Source organism: Meiothermus sp. (assembly GCF_025060375.1).
GTDB lineage: Bacteria > Deinococcota > Deinococci > Deinococcales > Thermaceae > Meiothermus.
The window spans coordinates 19,650-40,355 of record NZ_JANXCG010000042.1; the positions used below are offsets into that span (position 1 = coordinate 19,650).

The 20,706-nt window shown below is 64.2% G+C and carries 23 protein-coding genes and 2 tRNA genes; 9 read left to right on the forward strand and 16 right to left on the reverse strand.

Going from position 1 to position 20,706, the window contains the following annotated elements:
- Positions 1-16: 16 nt before the first annotated feature.
- Complete coding sequence (locus tag NZ849_RS05455) at positions 17-583, reverse strand: glycerol-3-phosphate acyltransferase (RefSeq protein WP_295405115.1); 567 nt, start codon at positions 581-583, stop codon at positions 17-19.
- Between the two features lie 67 nt (positions 584-650).
- Between NZ849_RS05455 and NZ849_RS05460 the strand changes: the two genes are divergently transcribed.
- A complete protein-coding gene (locus tag NZ849_RS05460; RefSeq protein ID WP_295405116.1) occupies positions 651-2,504 on the forward strand; it encodes a S9 family peptidase in 1,854 nt (617 codons plus the stop codon).
- Here the strand turns inward: NZ849_RS05460 and galE are convergent.
- Positions 2,501-3,505, reverse strand: coding sequence for a UDP-glucose 4-epimerase GalE (galE, locus tag NZ849_RS05465; protein ID WP_295405118.1), 1,005 nt, complete (start codon positions 3,503-3,505; stop codon positions 2,501-2,503). The genes NZ849_RS05460 and galE overlap by 4 nt on opposite strands.
- Positions 3,506-3,534: 29 nt before the next feature.
- Between galE and NZ849_RS05470 the strand changes: the two genes are divergently transcribed.
- Both NZ849_RS05470 and NZ849_RS05475 read left to right on the forward strand, forming a co-directional pair.
- Positions 3,535-4,770 carry a CoA transferase gene (locus NZ849_RS05470; RefSeq protein ID WP_295405121.1) on the forward strand — a complete coding sequence of 412 codons (1,236 nt, stop codon included), beginning with the start codon at positions 3,535-3,537 and terminating at the stop codon, positions 4,768-4,770.
- Positions 4,771-4,778: 8 nt separating this feature from the next.
- The gene (locus tag NZ849_RS05475) at positions 4,779-5,612 is read left to right on the forward strand and encodes an amidohydrolase (protein ID WP_295405124.1); all 834 of its coding nucleotides are present in this window, start codon (positions 4,779-4,781) and stop codon (positions 5,610-5,612) included.
- A 1-nt stretch (position 5,613) separates the two neighbouring features.
- Here the strand turns inward: NZ849_RS05475 and NZ849_RS05480 are convergent, their stop codons facing one another.
- The 7 genes from NZ849_RS05480 to NZ849_RS05510 all read right to left on the reverse strand — a co-directional run bounded on the left by NZ849_RS05480 (position 5,614) and on the right by NZ849_RS05510 (position 10,937).
- Positions 5,614-6,378 carry a sulfite exporter TauE/SafE family protein gene (locus NZ849_RS05480; protein ID WP_295405127.1) on the reverse strand — a complete coding sequence of 255 codons (765 nt, stop codon included), beginning with the start codon at positions 6,376-6,378 and terminating at the stop codon, positions 5,614-5,616.
- Entirely contained in the window at positions 6,369-6,695 is a 327-nt protein-coding gene (locus NZ849_RS05485) for a rhodanese-like domain-containing protein (protein ID WP_295405130.1), read from the reverse strand. Before NZ849_RS05485 ends, NZ849_RS05480 begins: the two co-directional genes overlap by 10 nt.
- A complete protein-coding gene (locus tag NZ849_RS05490) occupies positions 6,692-7,030 on the reverse strand; it encodes a rhodanese-like domain-containing protein (RefSeq protein WP_295405133.1) in 339 nt (112 codons plus the stop codon). The genes NZ849_RS05485 and NZ849_RS05490 overlap by 4 nt, the downstream gene beginning before the upstream one ends.
- Positions 7,027-7,689 (reverse strand): rhodanese-like domain-containing protein, encoded by a 663-nt coding sequence (locus NZ849_RS05495; RefSeq protein WP_295405135.1) that lies wholly within the window; start codon positions 7,687-7,689, stop codon positions 7,027-7,029. Before NZ849_RS05495 ends, NZ849_RS05490 begins: the two co-directional genes overlap by 4 nt.
- 11 nt (positions 7,690-7,700) lie before the next feature.
- Positions 7,701-8,009, reverse strand: a complete 309-nt coding sequence (locus tag NZ849_RS05500; RefSeq protein ID WP_295405138.1) for a rhodanese-like domain-containing protein — start codon at positions 8,007-8,009, stop codon at positions 7,701-7,703.
- A 102-nt stretch (positions 8,010-8,111) separates the two neighbouring features.
- A complete protein-coding gene (locus tag NZ849_RS05505; RefSeq protein ID WP_295405141.1) occupies positions 8,112-9,554 on the reverse strand; it encodes an MBL fold metallo-hydrolase in 1,443 nt (480 codons plus the stop codon).
- A 66-nt stretch (positions 9,555-9,620) separates the two neighbouring features.
- On the reverse strand, positions 9,621-10,937 hold the full coding sequence (locus NZ849_RS05510) for an FAD/NAD(P)-binding oxidoreductase (protein WP_295405144.1): 1,317 nt from the start codon (positions 10,935-10,937) through the stop codon (positions 9,621-9,623).
- Between the two features lie 73 nt (positions 10,938-11,010).
- Here NZ849_RS05510 and NZ849_RS05515 point away from each other — a divergent pair, with 73 nt between their 5' ends.
- Entirely contained in the window at positions 11,011-11,937 is a 927-nt protein-coding gene (locus NZ849_RS05515) for a LysR family transcriptional regulator (protein WP_295405147.1), read from the forward strand.
- Here NZ849_RS05515 and NZ849_RS05520 read toward each other — a convergent pair.
- From NZ849_RS05520 to crcB, 3 genes are read right to left on the reverse strand one after another with little or no spacing between them, the layout of a single operon-like run.
- Complete coding sequence (locus tag NZ849_RS05520; RefSeq protein WP_295405150.1) at positions 11,895-12,377, reverse strand: tRNA (cytidine(34)-2'-O)-methyltransferase; 483 nt, start codon at positions 12,375-12,377, stop codon at positions 11,895-11,897. The genes NZ849_RS05515 and NZ849_RS05520 overlap by 43 nt on opposite strands.
- Positions 12,378-12,382: 5 nt before the next feature.
- Positions 12,383-12,718 carry a DUF190 domain-containing protein gene (locus NZ849_RS05525; protein WP_295405152.1) on the reverse strand — a complete coding sequence of 112 codons (336 nt, stop codon included), beginning with the start codon at positions 12,716-12,718 and terminating at the stop codon, positions 12,383-12,385.
- Positions 12,715-13,089 carry a fluoride efflux transporter CrcB gene (gene crcB / locus NZ849_RS05530; RefSeq protein ID WP_295405155.1) on the reverse strand — a complete coding sequence of 125 codons (375 nt, stop codon included), beginning with the start codon at positions 13,087-13,089 and terminating at the stop codon, positions 12,715-12,717. Before crcB ends, NZ849_RS05525 begins: the two co-directional genes overlap by 4 nt.
- A 75-nt stretch (positions 13,090-13,164) precedes the next feature.
- On the opposite strand from crcB, the gene NZ849_RS05535 reads away from it, so the two are divergent.
- From NZ849_RS05535 to tgt, 3 genes are read left to right on the forward strand one after another with little or no spacing between them, the layout of a single operon-like run.
- Positions 13,165-13,665, forward strand: a complete 501-nt coding sequence (locus NZ849_RS05535; RefSeq protein WP_295405157.1) for a DUF4384 domain-containing protein — start codon at positions 13,165-13,167, stop codon at positions 13,663-13,665.
- A complete protein-coding gene (locus NZ849_RS05540; RefSeq protein WP_295405160.1) occupies positions 13,665-14,828 on the forward strand; it encodes a hypothetical protein in 1,164 nt (387 codons plus the stop codon). Before NZ849_RS05535 ends, NZ849_RS05540 begins: the two co-directional genes overlap by 1 nt.
- Before the next feature lie 47 nt (positions 14,829-14,875).
- Positions 14,876-16,030 carry a tRNA guanosine(34) transglycosylase Tgt gene (gene tgt, locus NZ849_RS05545; protein ID WP_295405162.1) on the forward strand — a complete coding sequence of 385 codons (1,155 nt, stop codon included), beginning with the start codon at positions 14,876-14,878 and terminating at the stop codon, positions 16,028-16,030.
- A gap of 123 nt (positions 16,031-16,153) precedes the next feature.
- Here the strand turns inward: tgt and NZ849_RS05550 are convergent, their stop codons facing one another.
- The 3 genes from NZ849_RS05550 to NZ849_RS05560 form a co-directional block, all read right to left on the reverse strand.
- Positions 16,154-16,525: a hypothetical protein gene (locus tag NZ849_RS05550; protein WP_295405165.1), complete on the reverse strand. Its 372-nt coding sequence runs from the start codon at positions 16,523-16,525 to the stop codon at positions 16,154-16,156.
- A gap of 184 nt (positions 16,526-16,709) precedes the next feature.
- Positions 16,710-16,785 (reverse strand) — tRNA-Val (locus NZ849_RS05555).
- A gap of 3 nt (positions 16,786-16,788) precedes the next feature.
- Positions 16,789-16,864: transfer RNA gene (locus tag NZ849_RS05560), tRNA-Glu, on the reverse strand.
- 255 nt (positions 16,865-17,119) lie between these two features.
- Here NZ849_RS05560 and NZ849_RS05565 point away from each other — a divergent pair.
- Positions 17,120-17,740, forward strand: a complete 621-nt coding sequence (locus tag NZ849_RS05565; protein ID WP_295405168.1) for a 50S ribosomal protein L25 — start codon at positions 17,120-17,122, stop codon at positions 17,738-17,740.
- Positions 17,741-17,802: 62 nt separating this feature from the next.
- On the forward strand, positions 17,803-18,375 hold the full coding sequence (gene pth, locus NZ849_RS05570) for an aminoacyl-tRNA hydrolase (RefSeq protein WP_295405171.1): 573 nt from the start codon (positions 17,803-17,805) through the stop codon (positions 18,373-18,375).
- On the opposite strand, the gene NZ849_RS05575 is transcribed toward pth, so the two are convergent.
- Positions 18,372-20,705 (reverse strand): penicillin acylase family protein, encoded by a 2,334-nt coding sequence (locus NZ849_RS05575; protein ID WP_295405174.1) that lies wholly within the window; start codon positions 20,703-20,705, stop codon positions 18,372-18,374. The two genes, pth and NZ849_RS05575, sit on opposite strands and share 4 nt — an antisense overlap.
- Position 20,706 lies beyond the last annotated feature (1 nt).

Sequence of the window (20,706 nt, forward strand, 5' to 3'; positions counted from 1 at the left end):
TCTAACCCAAGGAACTTCAGAGCTTTCGAGCAATGCGCAGCCCCCGGACGGCCACCAGCAAGGTGACCAGCAGAAGGGCCCAGAAGCCCGCTCCAGTGGGCCAAAGAGCCCACAGGGCGTACAGGTAGCCCGCCATTGCCCCCACCGGGATGGGGTACCAGCTCTGGGGGTGGTTCCGCCAGTACAGGAGCCAGTACAGGCCTGCCACCCCCAGCCCCAGGCCCACCGCCGGCAGGACCAGGGCGGGGTACAAAAAGACGAAGAAGCCCAGCGTGGGGGCAATGCCACCTCCGCCGCGAAAGCCGAAGAAGACCGGCCAGTTGTGGCCTGCCACCACCGCTGCCCCCACCAGGGGTAGCCCCCAGGAGGCCTGGGTGAAGGTGCTCATGTAGGCCGCCAGGGCACCTTTCAGGATATCCCCTAGGGCCACCGCTAGCCCCCAGCCTGCCCCAAGCTGGCGGAAGGCTCCGCTGGCCCCGGGCGTGTCGCGCTCGGCCAGGTCGACCCCCCTGAGCCGTCCCACTACCTGCCCGAAGGAAAGCGCGCCCAACAGGTAGGCTCCTAACACCCAGAGCCCGTCCATACCTGCCATGGTATCCCAAGTAGCCGGTATGTGTTCGGCTGACCCGCCGGTCAGGTAAAGTGAAGGGGTGAAGACTGCTCTGCTCTACCAGCTTCGCTTTCTATCCGAGTTGACCGAAGGCCCTGCTGGGCAGCCCCTTTTTGTCTACACCGACATTGAGCGCCCTGAAAAGGAGCCGCCCCGCTACCGGGCCCGGCTGGCCGTCTGGGCAGAAGGGGTGCGCTTTCTCACCCAGGGCGAGGCCAAAAGCCCTTTCTGGAAGGGGGAATACATCTATTTCACCCGCAAGGTGGACCGGCTCCAGCAGCTTTTCCGCCTGCCCCTCTTTGGCGGTGAGCCAGAGCAGATCACCGCGCTCAAGGGGGGGGTAGAGGGCTACCGGGTGAGCCCCGATGGCCGGAGGATTGCCCTTCTTACCCGGGGTAGCTTTGAGCCCCCCAGGCCCGACGAGCCTCGAGTCTACGAGACCTGGCCGGTGAAGTTTGACGCTCGGGGGCTTTTGCCCAGCGTGCCGAGGGCGCTTTGGCTGTGGGAAGAGGGAGAGGTGCGGCCCTTGGTGGAGCTTCCTCAGGACATCGAGGAGGTGGTCTGGAACCTGGACGGCAATGGGCTCTACTTCACCTCCTACGCCTCGGCGGAGGAGCGGTGGACCTGGAAGCAGCGGCTTTACACCGCAGGGCTTTCGGGGGAGGTGAGGGAGGTTTTTGGGGGGGTAGGACCCATTCTGGGCTTGGAGCCCACCCCGGAAGGGGGTCTGCTCTACCTGGCCCACGCCTGGGAACACCGAGGGGGTACCGAGCACAAACTTTACTACCGCACGCCGGAGGGCGAGGTGCGCCTTCTGGCCGAGGGATCGTTCCTCAACACCCTCAACGCCGATGTGCGGATGGGGACAGGGGTGCAAACCCCCAGGCTGGGGCCGGACGGCCGGGTGTACGTGGTGGTAACCCAACAGGCCACGGCCCGGCTCCTGGCGGTAGGGCTGGACGGGAAGCAGGAGTACGTAACCCCGCCCGAGCAGAGTGTTTTGGGGTACGCGTTTTGTGGCGGTGCGCTTTACACCTTGGCCGAGGACTTCACCCATGGGGCCCGGCTCTTCCGCCAAGGGGAGATGGTCTACGACCCCAACGCCGGGGTACTGCCCGAGCTGCCCCCTCCGGTCCGGGTGACCTACCCTGCCCCAGAGGGGCATACGGTGGAGGGCTTTGTGCTGCTCCCTGAGGAGCCGGGCCCCCATCCGCTGGTCCTCTACATCCACGGCGGTCCCCACACTGCCTTTGGCAACGCCCTGATGCTGCAGCTTCAGTTTTTCCGGGCCCACGGCTTTGCGGTGGCCTACTGCAATCCCCGGGGTTCCACCGGGTATGGCCAGGCCTACGCGGCCCTGGAGGGGCGCTGGGGCGAGGTGGACGAGGCCGACCTGATGGGTTTTTTGGACCACGTGCTGGCCCAATTTCCCCTGGACGCCAGCCGGGTGGCGGTGGCAGGGGGGTCGTACGGGGGGTATATGACCAACTGGCTTACCGCGCGCCACCCTGAGCGGTTTAGGGCTGCGGTGACCGACCGCGGCATCTGCAACTGGCTGAGCTTTTATGGGGCCTCGGACATCGGGCCGCGCTTCACCCATCTGGAGCTGGGGGCCAGCCCCTGGGAGAACCCCCAGGTGTTGTGGCAGAAAAGCCCACTTTCCCTGGTGCACCAGGTGAGGACGCCAACCCTGGTGGTCCACTCCGAACAGGACCACCGCTGCCCTATAGATCAGGGGGAAACCTGGTACACCCTGCTCCTGCACAGAGGGGTGCGCACCCGGTTCTTCCGAGTTCCAGAGGAAGGGCACGAACTCAGCCGCTCGGGGCGTCCTGACCGCCGGGTGGCCCGGATAGAGGCCTACCTCGAGTGGTTCCGCGAGCACCTCGCCTAGGGGTAGCCCAGAACCTCCCTACGCTTCTGGCCCCAGGCGAGGGCGCTGGCGATGCCCTCCTCGATGGGGCGCTCGGCCCGCCAGCCCAGCAGCTCCCAGGCGCGTTCGGCGCTGGCGTAGGCCCCCGCCACGTCCCCTGGGCGGGGTGGGGCCTCGCGTTTGGGGATGGGCCGCCCGTAAACCCGCTCGAAGGCTGCGAGCAGTTCCTTGACCGTAACCCCACGGCCCGTGCCCAGGTTGATGGGCACGTAGGGCCGGCCGACCCTTGCCAGCACCTCGTCAAAACGCTCTACTGCCCGCAGATGGGCCAGCGCCAGGTCCCAGACGTGGATGTAGTCGCGAAGGCCTGAGCCGTCGCGGGTAGGCCAGTTCACACCCGTGATGACGAACTCCCTTTGCTTTCCCAGCGCCACGTCCACCATTCTCCCAAGGACATGGCTGGGTTCGCGCACGTGGATGCCAGTGCGCAGCATAGGGTCGGCCCCGATGGGGTTGAAGTAGCGCAGGGCAATGGCGCGGAGCTTCGTGGCTCGGCTCAGGTCTTCCAGGACTTGCTCCATCATGTGCTTGGTGCGGGCATAAGGGGAGCTGGGCGCCAGGGGGGAGTCCTCGGTAACCCTGAAGCCCGGGACCGCTGCGTAGATGGAGGCCGAAGAGCTGAAGACCACCCGGGGATAGCCCAGCTCCTCCAGGCTTTTGAACAGCTCGAGGCTTTTGCAGACGTTTTCTCGGTAGTAGAGGTAGGGCTTCTCCACCGACTCGGGCACCACCACCAGGGCCGCGCAGTGGATGGTGCTGTGGATGTCGGGATGCTCGTGGAAGATGCGCTCCAGCAAGCTTCGGTCGGCGATATCCCCCTCGTAGAAGACCTTTCCTTGGGTAAAGGCTCGAGGCCCGCTGACCAAAGAGTCCAGCAGGATGGGGGTGTGGCCGTGGTCAAGCAAGGCGTTGGCAATGGTGCTGCCGATGTAGCCAGCCCCACCCGTAATGAGCACCTTCATGGGCCTGATTCTAAGGTAGTATCGGGTGGATGGGCGCGTTGAAAGGGCTGAGGGTTCTCGACCTTTCCCGTGTGCTGGCCGGGCCTTTCTGTACCCAGACGCTGGCCGACCTGGGTGCCGAGGTCTGGAAGGTAGAGCCGCCCAGGGGGGACGATACCCGGGCCTGGGGGCCGCCCTTTTTGGGGGAGGGAGGGGTAGCTGCCCAGGGCGAGAGTGCCTATTACCTCTCCTGCAACCGCGGCAAGAAGAGCCTGGTGGTGAACCTCAAGGACCCAAGGGGTCAGGAAATCGTGCGGGAGCTGGCCCGGAGGGCCGATGTGCTGGTGGAGAACTTCAAGACCGGTGACCTGGCCCGCTACGGCCTGGACTACCCCCGCTTGGCCCAGCTCAACCCGGGGCTGGTCTACCTCTCCATTACCGGCTACGGGCATACCGGCCCTCGGGCGGCCGAGCCCGGCTACGATGTGGCGGTGCAGGGCCTTTGCGGCATCATGTCGGTAACGGGGGACCCGGAGGGGCCCCCCATGCGGGTACCGGTGGCCTGGGTGGACCTGATGACCGGGATGCAGGGGGCCATCGCGGTTTTGGCAGCGCTGCAGGAGCGTGCACGGAGCGGGCGGGGCCAGCACATTGATCTGGCCCTGTTTGACGTGGGCCTTGCGGCTATGGTTAACCTGGCGCAGAGCTACCTCGCGACGGGTGAGCTGCCGCCGCGCCTGGGCAACGCCCACCCGCAGATTGTGCCCTATGGGGCCTTTGAGGCTGCGGACGGCTGGTTCATGCTGACCATTGGCAACGACGAGCAGTACCGGCGAGCCTGCCAGGCGGTGGGGCAGGAGGAGCTTTGGGAGGACCCTCGCTTCCAGACCAATGCGGGTCGGGTGCAGCACCGGGCGGAGCTGTTGCCTAGGCTAGAGGCCCTCTTCCGCACCCGCCCCAGGCGGGTGTGGCTCGAGCGCTTCAAGGAGGCCGGAGTCCCGGCCACCCCGGTTAACAACCTGGCCGAAGCCCTGGCTGAACCCCAGGTGGCCGTTCGCGGGATGGTGCAGCGGGTGCGCCATCCCCGGCTGGGTTCCCTCTCCTTGCTGGGTTCGCCCCTGGCCCACTTTTCGCGCACCCCAGCCCGGGTGCGCGCGCATCCCCCTATGCTCGGGGAGCACACCGAGGAGGTGCTCTGCGGGGTGCTTGGGATGAGCAGAGGGGAGCTTGAGGCCCTCGAGGCCGCAGGGGTCGTTGCCACCCTGCGCTCGGCTGCTGAGCTGTGAGGAGGAGTATGGTTGTAGACGCCCATCAGCACTTTCTCTTTCCCAGCCGCGTCCACTACCCCTGGATGGCCGACCCCGCGCTGGCCCCTCTGCGCCGCGACTTTACCCCAGACGACCTGCGGCCCTGGCTCGAGGCCTGCGGGGTGGAGCGCACCATCCTGGTTCAGGCTCGCAGCAGCCTGGAGGAGACCCGTGAGCTGCTGCGCATTGCTGCCGAGGTGGGGTTTGTGGCAGGGGTGGTGGGCTGGGTGGACCTGCGCGACCCGGGGTTGGAACGGGTGCTGGATGAGCTTATGGCCCTGCCGGAGGGCCGTTACCTGGTGGGCCTCCGTCACCAGGTCCACGATGAGCCCGACCCAAACTGGCTGCTCCTCCCCGAAGTCCAGCGCGGCCTGGCGGTGGTGGCGGAGCGGGGGCTGGTCTATGACCTTTTGGTGCGAACCCGGGAGCTACCCGCCGCTTTGGCAGCGGTGCGGCGCTTTCCCGACCTTAGATTCGTGCTGGACCACCTGGCTAAGCCCAACATCGCCCAAAAGCAGTGGGACGGCTGGATTGATCGGCTGGAGCCCCTGGCCGATCAACCCAACCTCTGGGCTAAGCTCTCCGGTTTGGTTACCGAGGCTGACTGGGGGCGCTGGAGGCCCGAGGACCTGGCCCCCTACATCCACAAGGCGCTGGAACTGTTCGGTTCGGAGCGCTGCATGTTCGGCAGCGACTGGCCGGTCTGCACCCTGGCAGCGGACTACCGGCAGGTAAAGGAGGCGCTGGAGCTGGCCCTTTCCGAACCCAATCCGGCGGTTATGGGGGAGAACGCGGCCCGGGTTTATCGCCTTCCTACCTGAATCAGCCGTGCAGGGCTTTGGGCAGGTTTTGCCATAGTATGAAGACGCCCATCGCCACCAGGAATCCTGCGAACCCCCGCCGCAGGGTGAGCTGGGGAATGGAAGCGGCTAGGCGGCCACCAAAAAGGCTGCCCAGTATTCCCAACGCCGAGAAGAGCAGGACGATGTCCCAGTGGATGGTGTACCCCTGCTCGGGGAGCAGGTGCAGGTACTTGTAGAAGCCGCTGGCCGACTTCATCGCTACGATAAGGAGGCTGGTGCCCACCGCCAGGTGCATGGGCAGCCCACCCAGCAGGACCAGGGCCGGGACTATCAGAAACCCGCCGCCCACCCCCACCAGGCCGGTAAGGGCCCCTACCACTAGCCCGTCCAACAGTATCTTGAGAGGAGCGCGCTTCTGGGGGTTGGCCTCGAGCCGGGGCGGGCGGAACATCATGTAGGCTGCCAGCAGCATCACCAGGGCGAAGAGCCCAAGTTGCCAGACCCCCGGCACCCACTTGGACAGGTAGGCCCCCAGGTAGGTTCCCGCCATTCCCGGAAGGCCAAACCAGACCACATTCCGCCAGTCGACCAGTCCTTTGCGGGCGTAGGGAATCGCGCCTGCCAGCGCAATTAGGCCCACGATGGCCAGCGACTCGGCGATGGCCAGCTTGTCGGGTTCGCCCACCAAGTAGACCAGGATGGGCACGGTGAGGATGGAACCCCCTGAGCCCAGCATGCCCAGGGCCAGCCCGATCAGAACTGCGCCGGTGAGGGCTAGGAACACTGGGCCTCCTTGCCACAGGTTCGCTCGAGGGGGTACCCCTGAGCGGTGTAGCCCTGGACGCCCCCCATCAGCCGGCCTACCTCAAACCCTTCGTAGGCCAGCACCTCGGCAGCCAGGCTTGCCCGGCTTCCTGTGGCGCAGATGGTCACGATGGGGCTTTTTAGCTCACCTAGGTGCTCGAGAAGGCGCTCCAGGGGCAGGTTGCGCGAGCCTGGGATATGCCCCAGGGCGTACTCTTCGGGTGAGCGCACATCCAGGAGCAAGGCGCCCCGCTTCTGCCAGAGGGAGAGCTCGGTAGGGAAGATGTCCTGCATCATTTCACCGGTAGCTTTGCCCGTTTCCAAGCTTCCAGGCCGCCTGCCAGGTTGTACACGCGGTAGCCCTTCTCGGCCAAAAAGCGGGCGGCCTGGGCGCTGCGGGCCCCGCTGCGGCACTGGCAGATGATTTCCTTATCCTTGGGGAGCTGCGCCCACTCGGTGGGTAGCCGGTCCAGCGGAAGGCTCAAGGAGCCCGGAATCTTTTCCTCCTTGCGTTCCAGGGGGGTGCGCACGTCTAGGATGATGGCCCCCGCCTTGGCCTTCTGGTGAGCCTCCTCTGGACTTAGGCGGGCCACCCGGCTAGCCCCAAGCAGGTTTTTGAACCAGCCAATCAACGCTCCACCTCGAGCCCCGCGGCCATCCAGCCGTAGGTACCGCCTTCAAGGTTCCCCACCAGACTTCCCTCGAAACCCTGCCCCACCAGGTACTCCGCCGCCTGGGAAGAGCGGTTGCCCGAAGCGCAGACCAGCAGCAACTTGCGGTCTTTGGGTAGTCTGCCCACCTCGGCGGCAAGGCGGCCTAGGGGGATGTTCACCGCTCCGGGGACGTGCCCCATGGCGTACTCGTATGGCTCCCGCACATCCACCACGTAGGCCCCTTCCTGGATCCAGGCCTGAGCTTCCTGAGGGGTAAGCTCGGTGAAGGCGGTGCTGGAGCGAACGGCCTCCTGGGGCTCGGTGTCCAGCGGCAGCCCGGCCTGGTACCAGGCCAGGATGCCCCCATCCAGGTTTAGGATATTCGGGTAGCCTTTTGCGGAGAGCCAGGCCGCGGCCTGGGCGCTGCGGGCCCCGCTTCGGCAGTAGAGCACCACGGGCTCATCCTTGGGAATCTCCTGGTGCCGCGCGGCGAATTCCGAAAGGGGTATGAGGCGGGCGCCCTCGATTCGTGCCTGGGCAAACTCCTCGGGCTCGCGCACGTCTACGAAAAGGGTGTTCTGCTCCTGCAGCTTACGGGCTTCGGTGGGGCTGATGTCCTTGTATGGAACGGTGAGCATACGATTCCTCCCTAAATTGGGCTTGCACAGGGAATCCCGGCCTCGCGCCAGGCTTTTATCCCTCCCTCGAGCTGCCAGACCCTCCTGTAGCCCAACCGCTGTAGGGTCTTTAGCGCTTCTTGTGAGCGGTTGCCGCTGCGGCAGTAGAGCAGGGTGGGCGCCTCGCGCTCGAGGTAAAGGGGAGCCAGCTGCTCCAGCTTGGATAGGGGCAGCCGAAGGGCCCCAGGTAGGAGGCCTTCGGCCCACTCGTGGGGTTCACGGACATCCACCACCTGGTAGCGCTCTAGGGTTTGATAGGCAGTGCGAACGTCAAGGTTCACGCACACCTCCTCTGGTTGCTTGGACTGCCTGCATCTAGCACTTAGCTTACCTGGTCCGGTCAGGGATTGGGACAGCCGGTAGCTTCGTCGCGGCGCGACAGCCTAGACCGCTGCCGGTACGCGGCCTGGGCCCTTTTCCACAGGAAATCCCTCCTGCTGCCAAGCCCGGATGCCCCCGGTCAGGTTTATCAGGTTGGTGAAACCAGCTGCCATCAGGGCGCTTATGGCCGTAGAGGAGCGGTCGCCTCCCAGGCAGTGCACCACCACCGGACGGTCCTTGGGTATCTGGCTGAGCTGCCTCATTACCCGGCCCGCATGGATGTTCAAGGCTCCCGGGATGTGGCCAGCTTGGTACTCGTCGGCCCCACGCACGTCAAGCACAAAGAGTTCACCCTTCTCCCAGCGGGCTTTGGCTTCTGCGGCGGTAATCTGGGGTACGACCTCCAGCTCGCCTTGGGCGTAGTTCTCTAGCCCCGGAATGAAGCCAACCACCCGGTCCAGCCCGATGCGGATGAGCTGCTTGACCAGTTCTGGCACCCGCTCGGGAGCGGCGAGCAGGATCAGATCGCGCTCGTAGGGCAGAAGCCAACCTGCCCAGGTGGAGAAGTTTTTGTTTGCGGGGATGTTGATGGCACCCTTGATGTGGCCTCCGGCAAAGGCTAGCTTGTCGCGGGTATCCACCAGCAGGGCTCCTGCCGCCAGCTGTTGGCGGAAGGCTTCTGGGGTGAGCTGGGGAGGCTCAGGAAGCCTTCCTAGGATGGGCATTCCATCGCGGTTGAGCCGCTTCATCTGTGCGAAGTAGTAGGGGGCCTCCGGCTGGCCCGAGAGCAGGGCTCTGACGAAGCCTTCCTCGTCGTTCCTGCGGAGGTAGTCGGCCCACCAGGCGAAGCGCCGCTCATACCCCACAGTGGTGCTTGCCACCGCTCCTAAGCCCTTGCCGCAGGCGCTGCCGGCTCCATGTCCGGGCCAGACCTGCACGTAGTCAGGAAGGGAGAGGAACTTTTCCCTGAGGCTTCGGAACATCCGACGGGCTCCCGGTTCGGCTGTGCCCTGAATGCCTGCTGCCTCCTCCAGCAGGTCGGGACGGCCCACATCCCCTACGAAGACAAAGTCGCCGGTTAGGAAAAACCCGGGTTCGCTGGCCGTAGCCCCGTCCTGGACGAGGAAGCTTAGGTGCTCAGGTGTGTGCCCGGGGGTGTGCACTGCGGTAAGGGTGATGTTGCCAACTTTGATCTGGTCCCCGTCTTTGAGGAGTTGGTACTCAAATCCCTCCAGACCCCTGTACTTCCAGTTTTCGTCCCCTTCGTCGCTCAAATAAAGCTTAGCCCCGGTGGCCTTGGCTAGCTCGCGGGCCCCAGAGAGGTAGTCTGCGTGGATGTGGGTCTCGGTAACGGCCACGATCTTCATACCGTTCTTCTGGGCTTCTTCCAGGTAAACCTGGATGTCCCGCCGAGGGTCCACCACCACAGCCAGCCCGGCCGCCTGGCAACCGATGAAGTAGCTACCCTGGGCTAAGCCTTCCTCGTAAATGTGCTTGAAGAGCATCGGCGAACCTCCTCCCCCATACCATATATCCCTATGGGGTATCTTGTCAAATACCCCCAGGGGATATTAAGCCCGCCCTCTGAGCATCAGGTGCCAGTACATGAGGGGTAGGCCGTACTTTTTCAGGAGCCACATGTCGTAGCGCTCCTTTTGGGTGTTTATGGGCAGCGTGGGGTGCCAGCGGTTGTCGTAGAGAAACTCTGCCAGGAACATCTTCCCGTAGGCGGTGACCAAGGGGCAGGAGGTGTAGCCATCGTACCGCTTCTGGGGCTCTTTGCCCTTCATCACTGCAAGGAGGTTTTCCACCAACACCGGGGCCTGCTTGCGGATAGCAGCGCCTGTTTTTGAGGTGGGTAGGCTGCTGGCGTCTCCTAGGCTGAAGACATTGGGGTAGCGCACGTGCTGGAGCGTGTGCTTGTCCACCTGAACCCAGCCCAAGGGGTTGCTGGGGTCCGCTAAGGGGCTTTGCTTGAGGAAATCGGGAGCGCTTTGGGGTGGGACAACGTGCAAGAAGTCGAAGGGCAGGGTTACGCGGGGCCTCGGTGCCTGAGGGTTGGCCGCTACCTGTGGGTGGTTGGGGGTGAACTCAAAGGTGGCCTCCTTCTTCTCCCCGTCTACCGCCACCAGCTCGTGGTGGAATTCGGTCCTTATGCCATAGCGAGCTACCACCCGGTCCAGCACCGCCTTGACCTCAGGGACACCGAAAATGGTGGTGCCGGCTGAGCCGAAGATAATCTGGGTATCCTTAGCAAAGCCCTTTCGGCGCAGGTAGTCGGCGGCTAGGTACATGATTTTCTGAGGGGCACCACCGCACTTGATGGGGGTACCGGGTGCTGTGAAGAGGGCCACCCCGCCTTTCAAGCCTTGGAGGAACGTCCAGGTTTTGGGGGCGAGGTCGTAGCGGTAGTTGCTGGTCACCCCATTTCGGCCCAAGGTTGCCTCCAGACCTTCAACCTTGTGCCAATCAAGCTGGATGCCGGCGGCGACCACCAGGAAGTCGTAGCGGATTTCCCTTCCGCCTTGGGTACGCACGATCTGCCGGTCGGGGTCTACCTCTGCTGCGGCGTCGCGGAGCCAGCTGACCCCTGCAGGGATGTAGTTCTTCGTAGGCCGTACAGTGGCCTCCGCGGGGTAAACCCCTCCCCCGACCAGCGTCCAGGCGGGCTGGTAGTAGTGTTGTTCGGAGGGCTCGAGTACCCCTACGCCTTCCACCCCTCTGCGGCGAAGTTGGGCCGCAACTGTGAGCCCCGCAGTGCCTCCACCTACGATTAGAATCCGCTGGTGAACCCGCTCTTTGGGCGTTGCCTTTGTTTCCTGTGTGCCTTTTTCGCGCAGGACCATGCTGACCTCCTGTTCTGTCACCCGTACCCCAAGGTTAGGCATAACCTTTTTTCTGAGCAAATAGCGAAAGGTTATGCACTTGTTCACGTTTGGGGTATGATGGTGGTGCTCGAGTATGCGCCTTAACCCCCGCTACCTGGTGGTCTTCTGCGTGGTGGCCGAGCTGCGCAGCCTGAGTCGGGCTGCTGAGGTCTTGAACCTCAGCCAGCCCGCGGTGAGCAAGACCCTCAAGGCGCTGGAGAACGTGCTGCGGCAGTCCCTTTACGAGCGCACCCCCCAGGGCATCGTCCTTACCGAAGCGGGTAAAGCCCTTTTGCCTTACGCCTGTGCGGTCAACCGCAGTCTGGCCCATGCCACTCGGTTCATCCAGGAGCGGCGCTACCGGCGCATTCCTAGGTTGGAGGTGGGCCTGGCCTGGAGCCTTATCCCTCGCTATCAAAACACGGTTCTCCTTTGGGCTAGGGCGCACCTGGGCCAGTGCGAGCTTCACCTGACCAATGGCACAACGTTGGAGCTTGTGGAGAGGATCTACCAGCGCGACCTGGATGCGGGGCTGGTCTTGGGGGGTACGGATGACCTGCCCGAACCCCTGTTGGCCCGTCGCCTTACCTCTGATGAGGTGGTGCTGGTGGTGGCCCCAGGCCACCCCTGGGCGGATTTAGGGGGGGTTGCGCTGGGGCAGCTCGAGGGCGCGGTTCTCCTGGTGCCCCAGCGGAACTCCCGCCTGCGCTTGCGCCTGGAGCAGTTTTTGGAGCGGCACGGGATTGTACCGAAACAGGTGCTGGAGTGCGGCAGCCTTTACGGGGTCAAGGCCGCGGCCGCAGCTGGGTTGGGCATAGGGTTGGCCAGCCGTTCGTTTGTGGAGCCGGAGGTCGCAGCCGGTACACTACGGACCTTGCTCATCGAGGACGCGGGATTCTCCCTGGGGGTGCACTGGGTGGCTTACCCCGAGTCCTCGGTTGACCTGGCGGCTCGAGAGCTGCTCGAGGACCTGCGGGGTTACTTGGAGGCCCCTGCCCAACCTTTGGCCTCCCAGCCGTAGATCTGTCGCAGGGCCTCGTAGACCCCTACACCCACCGCCACCGCCAGGTTGAGCGAACGGGCCCCTCTACCCGGCATGGGGATGCTCACTGCGGGAAACCTCTCCAGCACCTCTTGGGGAAGCCCTCGGCTCTCTGGGCCGAACAGGAGGTAGTCGTTGGGGCGGTAGCGGGCGGCGGTGTAGGGAAGAGGGGCTTTGCTGCTGAAGGCCCAAAGCCGGGCGTCTGGAGGCAAGGAGTGCAGAAAAGCCTCCCAGGAGTCGTGCAGAACGGCGAGTACCTCCGGCCAGTAGTCTAGACCGGCCCGTTTGAGCCTGGAGCTTCCCCAGCGGAAGCCAAGGGGGCGGATTAGGTGCAGCTCTGCTCCGGTAACCGCGCAGGTGCGGGCGATGTTGCCGGTGTTTTGGGGGATTTCGGGTTGGTAGAGCACGACCTTTACCACGGCAACTAGTCGCGAGAGCGGTATTGAATGACCTCTACCTTCTCCATGGTAACGAGGCCTTCCCGTACCATCCGCTCGAGGGTGGGGAGGAAGGACTGAATTTTCTCCTCAGTGTCCACGATTTCAACGCAAACCGGTAGGTCTTCGGAGAGCTGCAGAATTTTGGCGGTGCGGATGCGGGAGTGGGCCCCAAACCCCATAAAGCCCCTCAGGACGGTGGCCCCTGCCAAGCCGGCCCTCCTGGCCTCTAGGACGATGGCCTCGTAGAGGGGCTGTCCCTGCCATTTGTCGGACTCCCCTAGAAAAATCCGCACCAGCTTGGCTTCCCCTTGGAGTTTCACAGCAACCTCCCAGCCAGGTGATAGGCGAGCAGGACCAGCAGGAGCCCCAGGACCACACTGCCCAGCACATACAAGGAGGCTTTGAGCCATTCCCCCTGTTGCGCTAGCGTGAGGGTTTCCCAGCTGAAGGTGGAGAAGGTGGTGTATCCCCCAAGCACCCCTACTGCCAGAAACAGCCTCCACTCGGGGCTGAGGGCGCCTTCAAGACTGAGCCGTAGCACAATACCAATCAGAAAGCTACCACTGACGTTGATTAAAAACGTGCTCCAGGGAAACCCAGGTCCGCCAAGGGCCTGCACCCAGGCTCCCAGTCCGTAGCGCAGAAGCGCCCCAATGGCCCCCCCCAGCGCTACCAACAAATATCGCTCCATGCGGATCAGTATTCCCCCTAAAGCCATCCTTAATCCAGGCCCCCTGTCCGTGAAGAGCTAGGCTAGACTTTGGGGATGAGATTTCTGGGCCTTTTCTTGCTCCTTCTGGTGGGCTGCGCACCCCAGCTTGGGTTCGGCGAGAAGGAGCGGCGCGAGTGGGGCTTGCACTCCGTCATCGGGGGTTTTGCACCTGACCGGGGTGAGGGGGCCAAGTATAGGTTGCGCGAGCGGGTATTTTTCAACTTTACCCTAAGCCAGCCGGGCTACGTCACCTTGGTTACCATGGACTCTGACGGAACCACGGTGGTGCTCGAGCGCAATGTGCAACTGCCCCCGGGGAAGCACACTTTTCCCTTGGCTACCGACCGCACCGCTCAGGGCCAGGCCACCTACCTGGTGGTGCCTCCCTTGGGGCCTTCCCGCTTTAGGCTTATCTACACCAGTACCCCGGCCTCCAACCGTGAGCTGTTCCGGGGTAGGCTGAGCTACGAGGAGTTCAACCGCCATACCCAGGCCTACCTGAGCGAGGCCATGGTGCGCGATGTGGCCGAGACCTGGATGGAGGCGGTGCCTTGATGAAGCTTGTTGTTCCCGCCTTTCTTCTGATAGGGCTGATGGCTTGTGGCCCTGCAGCGCCGCAGAACAACCTTAGCCTGCGGCCGGGAACGGTTGTGCTGGACGAGGCTGAGGTGGAGTCGGTGACTCCCTCCGGGATGAGCGTGCAGACCGATAAGGAACTCTCCTCGGGACAGATTGTGATCAGCGCCGAAGGTGAGGGGTTGGTGCGCCGGATCGCGGAGGCCACCTCGAGTGGGGCATGGCTGGTGGGGGGTCAGGCGGTGCGCAAGTTCTACCTGAAGACCGAGGACGCCTCCTTGGAGGAGGCCATTGCCTCAGGGCAGGTGACCTTGGAGAGTGACCTGCCCATTGGTGAGGCCAACATGACCCAGGCTCTGCCCGGGGTGAGCGTGCAGAACTTTACCGGGCGCATCAACCTGACCAACGTGAGGTTTGACATTCCGGGGGTGCCCGGAGCAGCCATCACCCTCAACGGGTTTCTCGAACAGACCCTCCGACCCAGCTTCAGCCTCAGATTTAGCAGTGGCAGCGTAGAGGTGTTCAGGGTTGGTATGAGCGGTGCCCTCAAGGCCCAGGTTACAGCCGCGATCCAGGCGGATGCCAGCTACGGATCCTTCAGCCACAGCAAAGAACTGGCCTCCTGGAACATAAAAAAGGCCTTCTTGGTGGGGGGCGTTCCGGTGGTGGTGGTCCTGCAGCCTAAGCTCGTAGCCGGGGTGAGCAGCCAGGCCGGCGGCAAGGTGACGGTCTCGGTGAGTATCGCCCCCACCTTTTCCACCAATGTCCAGCTTGACTACAACCGCAACCGCGCCGCCAATGGCGGTTGGAACAACACCTTTGCCGCTGATTTTTCCCTAAACCCCAGCCTCAACTACTCGGTGCCGGTCCAGGGGATGGGCCAGGCCTTTGTGGGGTTGGCGATGGGGGTCAAGTTCTACGGGATGGCCGGGCCGAGCCTCGAGGCCAAGCCCTTCATCAACCTGACCCTTTCAGGCAACAGCGGCGCGGCTACCCTCAAAAGCGGCATTAGCGGCAGTAGCAAGGTGGAGGCTGGCTTCAAGGTTTTGGGGAAGGGTTTGGAGACGGCCTACAACGGCCCCACCTTTGAGGAAGCCCGCACCTTTAGCTGCCAGGCTCCCAACACGTGCACCACCAACTGAGTCAGCCTGGGCTTGCACAGGGATGCGGCAGCCCGGAGAATACCCAGGTGTTTGAGTTCGCTGTTACCGCCCGGTCCGGCCGGGCCCGCACGGGGCTGCTCACCACCCCCCACGGGGTGGTGAGGACCCCCCTTTTCATGCCGGTGGGCACTCAGGGCAGCGTGAAGGGGATTTCCCCTGGAGAACTCGTGGAGATCGGCTCGCAGATTGTTCTGGCCAACACCTACCACCTGCTGTTGCGCCCCGGTCCCCGTCGGGTGCAGGCCCTGGGGGGGCTGCACCGATTTACCGCCTATGAGGGTCCTTGGCTCACCGACTCGGGCGGTTTTCAGGTGATGAGCCTGGGTGACCTGCGCAAAATCAGCGAACGGGGGGTGACCTTCCGCAGCCACCTGGACGGCGGCCTGATTGAGCTCACGCCGGAGTACAGCATTGAGGTACAGGAGGCTTTGGGGGCCGATATCATCATGGCCTTTGACGAGTGCCCACCCTACCCTTCCAGCCCCGAGTATCTGCGGGCTTCCGCTGAGCGCACCCTGCGCTGGCTCGAGCGCTCCCTCAGGGCCAAAACCCGCCCCGACCAGGCCCTTTTTGCCATTGCCCAAGGGGGGGTTGACCTGGGGTTGCGCCGCTTCAGCACGGAGGCCACAGTGGCTTTTGATACCCCGGGCTTTGCTATCGGGGGGCTGGCGGTGGGTGAGCCCAAGGAAGATATGTACCCTGCAGTGGAGCTTTCCACTCGGCTCTTGCCCGAGCGCAAGCCCCGCTACCTGATGGGGGTGGGCCATCCCGAGGACCTGGTGGCTGGGGTGGCCTTGGGGGTGGATATGTTCGACTGTGTCTACCCCACCCGCACCGGCCGCTTTGGCTATGCTTTGGTGCCCGAAGGACGGCTCAACCTCAAGCTCTCCCGCTACCTCGACGACCCCCGCCCCATCGACCCGGAGTGCGACTGCTCCGCCTGTCGGCACCACAGCCGGGCCTACCTTTGCCATTTGGTAAGGGCCGAGGAAATTCTAGGCTTGCGGTTGCTGTCGCTTCACAACCTGCGCTACCTACACCGTCTGATGGAGGCGGCTCGAGGGGCTATCCAAAGCCAGGATTATGGGGCCTTTGCGCGTGAGTTTGCCGAAAGGCGGTTTGGGGAGAGCATTCCCCCTTGGTTTGCCCTCGCTTTGAGGGAGGGAGGTCACTGGAGCTGAGGACCCCAAGGGCCCCATCAGGCTCAGACCTTCGCAGGAGGCACTTGGTGAGGGGTTTCGTCGGGCGGGTGGAAAGCCCAGGATGCGAGGTTCTCCGGGGGTGCTCGGAAGCTCCTGGGCCTGCTATGGGCTTCCTCCTCCGATGAGCAGCCGCAGGTAAGCCCCTCCTCCGGAGAAGCCCAGTGGAACTGCGTATCCTGCCCCAAGGCCCACCGCCCACCCGGCGCCAGAGGGGAAGAGGAAAGCCCTGAGGCCCACGTCCAGGAGGAAGCCCCTGTTGCCTCCCCGCTCTTCCCCGCCTAAACCCACCGCTGGGAGCAAGAAGATTTGCTGGAAGGGGATCAGGGGACCTGTGAGGAAAACTCCGCCGCTCTGGCCCGCTCCCCCGTAGCTCTCTCCACCGAAAGCCCAAGAAACCTCTCCGAAGGTGGCTGTGCCAAAACCGCCACCTCCCCCCTGGAATCCGCCCTGGTAGCCCAGGAAACCGTAGCCCAAACCCCCCGCTAGCGCAGAAGAGATCAGGAGACTTCCCAGGAAGCCGAGCCCGCGCATATTATGCGACCCCCGCAAATAGCTTGGGCTTCGATTGAGCGGTGGAGTGTAGCCAAACCAACAAAAATTTGCCCCCACGCCTAAGCTGAAAGCCCCGCCAGGGCGGTAATTCTGTTTGTTTCATGCGTGGTGGGCGACGAGGGACTCGAACCCCCGACTTCATCCTTGTAAGGGATGCACTCTACCAGCTGAGTTAGTCGCCCGTCTGGTGACCCCAAGGGGATTCGAACCCCTGTTACCGCCGTGAGAGGGCGGCGTCCTAGGCCGCTAGACGATGGGGCCTCGTCTGGCTGGGCAGGTCCACCTGCTCAAGCCGCCCATTAGCTTAGCATAGAGGCTTTGGTTCGTAAAGGCTCGTAAACCCCGTGGCCGGCACAGGTGCAACCGAATGGTGGGGTCGGCGGGTCCCAAGCAGGCCTAGGGGGCTCGCTTGGTGCTTTTGTTTTCGAGCTGTCCCGGGCCTTCGGGTTTGTGGTAGACTTGGAAGGCTTGTGTTTTAACCGCAGGCCGCGGTTGACCAAGGAGGCTAGGGAGACGATGGAATACCGTATTAAGGCTCAGACCCGTGGAAACGAGAGGCCAGAAGCCTTGCGCAACGCAGGTAAGCTGCCCGGCGTGGTCTACAACCGCCATGAGAACTACAAGGTGGCGGTGGACCTCAAGGAGTTCAATAAGGTTTTCCTCTCGGCCGGCATTCACCACGTGATTACCCTCGAGTTTGAGGGGGGCAAGAAGGTGGACACCCTGGTGCGCCAGGTCAACCTGGACAAGCGCCGCCGCCGCCCAGAGCACGTGGACTTTTACGCCCTTTCCGACGAGCCGGTGCAGATGTGGGTGCCGGTCAAGGTGGTGGGTACTGCCCAAGGGGTGCGGGAAGGGGGGGTGCTCCAGCTTGTCAACAGCGATATCCAGGTGCGCGTCTCCCCCAAGGCAATCCCCGAGTTCATCGAGGTGGATGTGAGCCACCTGCGTATTGGCGACAGCATCCATGCCGATGAGGTGAGCCTGCCCCCGGGGGTGAAGCTGGCCATGAATCCCCGCGACACCATTGTGGCCATCGTGCCACCTGAGGATGCCGAGAAGCTGGCCGCGGAGGCCGCGGAGGCCCCCACCGAGGTGGAGGTCATCAAGAAGGGCAAGGCAGAAGAGGAGAAATAGCAGCTTGCGCTGCTGGGGTCGGAGAGGGCGGTGCGCCAGCGCTCGGCCCTGGTCTTTTGGCCATGTTTCTGATTGTGGGGTTGGGCAACCCGGGTCCGCGGTATGCCCACACCAAACACAACGTGGGGTTTTGGGTGCTTGACCTGCTGGGCTTTAGCTTCCGCCTGCAGGACAGAGCCTGGGTTGCCGAGGCGGAGTTCGGGTCTGGGACGGGCTCACCGCTCCGGGGGCTCTTGGTCAAGCCTGCCACCTTTTACAACGCTAGCGGCGAAGCAGTGGCCCCTCTGGCCCGTTTGCACGGGGTTCCACCCGAGCGTATTTTGGTGGTTCACGACGAGCTGGACCTCCCCCCGGGTCGCCTCCGGTTCAAAGCTGGCGGGAGTGCTGCGGGAAACTACGGTGTGGCGTCCATCGCCCAGCACCTGGGTAGCCCCGAATTTCACCGCCTGCGCATCGGTATTGGGAAGCCTCCTAGCCCTGAGGAGGGAGCCGACTGGGTTCTTTCGGGCTTTCCCCTTGAGCTGCGCCCGCTTATGGAGCGGGTGGTGCGGGTAGCCGCTGAGGCCGCCCGGACCTGGGCCGCCGAGGGCCTCGAGGTCTGCCAGAAGCGCTACAACGGCCTTCGGGTGGTCTAGGGGGCGGGCTCCAAGGTTTGCCGGGTGGTGAATCGGGTTTCCCCCATCCGCATTGGTAGATAACCGCCTCGGGCCCACGGGGCCAGGAGGTTGTCGTAGTGGGCGGAGAGAGGGTGGCCCGACTGGCCCATGGGGTGGATGAAGAGGGAGCGCTCCAGCTCAGCGAAGTCCAGAACCTGCCGGTAGCTGCTGCCTGTGGTCATGCGGAAGGTGGCGGGGTCGTAGGCGCCGTAATTTAGGGTGTAGCGGTCCCCTCCATGGGGTACGCTGCGGTCGGCGAGGCGCTTGAGCAGGGGAACGTTGGTCAGAACGGCGTGGGCAAATGTGGCCCGGTGGACCTGGCCCCAGGGGGGTGGGTTGCCGCCCCAGCGGTCCAGGGCCCTGTCCAGGGCTAGCGCGGCGTACTCGGAGCAGGTTCGCGTATCGGCCGTACGGCAGGCGGGGTCATCCCCCTTCATGGCCGCAAGCAGGTAGCGGGGCTCCTCCCAGAAAGGCTGCCCCACCTCCTGGCTGGGGAGCCGGCTGAGCTCGGTGTACCAGGTTTGGAAAAGGGTGGGCTCGGCCTGCTCCGCACGCATAACCCCGTCCCAGGCCAAAAGCCGCGCCTTCCATCGGCTGGCGTTTTCCGAAAGGGGGTTGAGCGCCTCCAGCACTGGCCTGAAATCCCGATAGAGCAGGCTCTTTACATCCTGCTGCATAGCCACCATGTCCTCCAGGGTGAGCTTGTCCTTCCTCAGGATGAGCTCACGGATGCGCTCCGCCCGGTAAGGCTCCTCCCACTCCAGGGAGATGGTGTGGGGGTAGCCTGGGGCGGTGACCTTGTTGTTGGCGGTGACGATGAAGCCCTCCTTGGGGTTGTAGACCTGGGGCCATTCCTCCTGGGGTAGATAGCCCTGCCAGTCCCAGTTTCCGTCGCCAGGCACCGGCATCAGCCCGCTGTGGCCCGGCCTGCGGATGGGGAAGCGGGCTGGGGCCATATAGCCAATGTTGCCGTCCACATCTGCGTAGACGAAATTCTGGCTGGGGGCGTTGTAGAGGGAGAGGGCTGCTTTGAATTCCTCCCAGTTGCGGGCTCGAGCGATGCCCAGAAAGGCTTCCAGGGTACGGTCGGTAGGGTCCAGGCTGGTCCAGCGCAGGGCCAGGGGACGGGCCCCGGGGTTGTTCACCACGTCGTTAATGACCGGTCCGTAGCGGCTTTCCCGAACCCGTAGGGTCACCTCGGGTTCGCCCTTGACCCGTATGACCTCGGTGCGGATGCGCCAGGGTTCCACCCGGCCTCTATACCGGTAGCCGCCCGGGGCCTCTTCCAGGATGTAGAGGTCCTGCACGTCCGCTCCCACGGTGGTCACCCCCCAGCCAATGCGCTCGTTGCGGCCGATAACCACCGCCGGAAGCCCCGGGAGGCTGCTTCCGATGGCCTTGTAGCCAGGGGCCTCCATGTGCACCAGGTACCAGATGGAGGGGGCCCCAAGCCCCAGGTGGGGATCGTTGGCCAGCAGGGGTTTGCCGGTGGCGCTTCGGCTGGGGCCGATGACCCAGTTGTTGGAGGCCCCGGTCTGCCCCGGTGGGCGCAGGGCTTTGGGCAGGCTGTCCGCCAGGCTCAGCAGCCTGCGGGCCGACTCACCATCGGGCCTGGGGGGAGGGGGCCGGTACAGGTCCTCGGACTGCAGCACGGTGGGGGCGTCCTCGGGGTAGGGGGGCCTAAGCTGGCGCATCCGCTCCGGGCTCATGCCCTTGGCCGCCCACTGCAGCCGCTCGAGCTCACTGCGCCAGTTGTCCGAGAGGTCGTAGGCCATCATCTTGGCCCAGACCAACACGTCGGCGGGCTTCCAGGGTTCTGGTTGAAAGCCCAGCAGGTGGAACTCCGGAGGCAGGGGCGGCCGGGTAGAGAGGTAGGCGTTGATGCCCGCCACGTACGCATCCACCACCGCTTTTCCCTCGGGCGAGAGGCTGAGGTAGGCCTGCTCGGCGGCGCGGTAGAAGCCCCAGGTGCGCAGGAAGCGGTCTTGGTCCAGGGTGGCCCGGCCCAGCACCTCGGACAGCCGGCCGGCCCCGATGCGCCGCTGAAACTCCATCTGCCACAGCCGGTCCTGGGCGTGAGCTACCCCCAGGGCGAAAAAAACGTCGTGGTCGGTTTGAGCCTTGATGTAGAGCACCCCTGCGGAGGTTCGGTACATCTCCACCGGGGCCAGGAGTCCCCTTAGGGCCAGCCGTCCCCCATACTGGGGAAGGGTGGCACCCCTGAGCCAGAGGAAACCCACCACCCCAACCACCAGCCCAAGCCCCGCTAAGACCAGCACCAGCTTTGCTAGAAAGCCCAGAAGACGCATT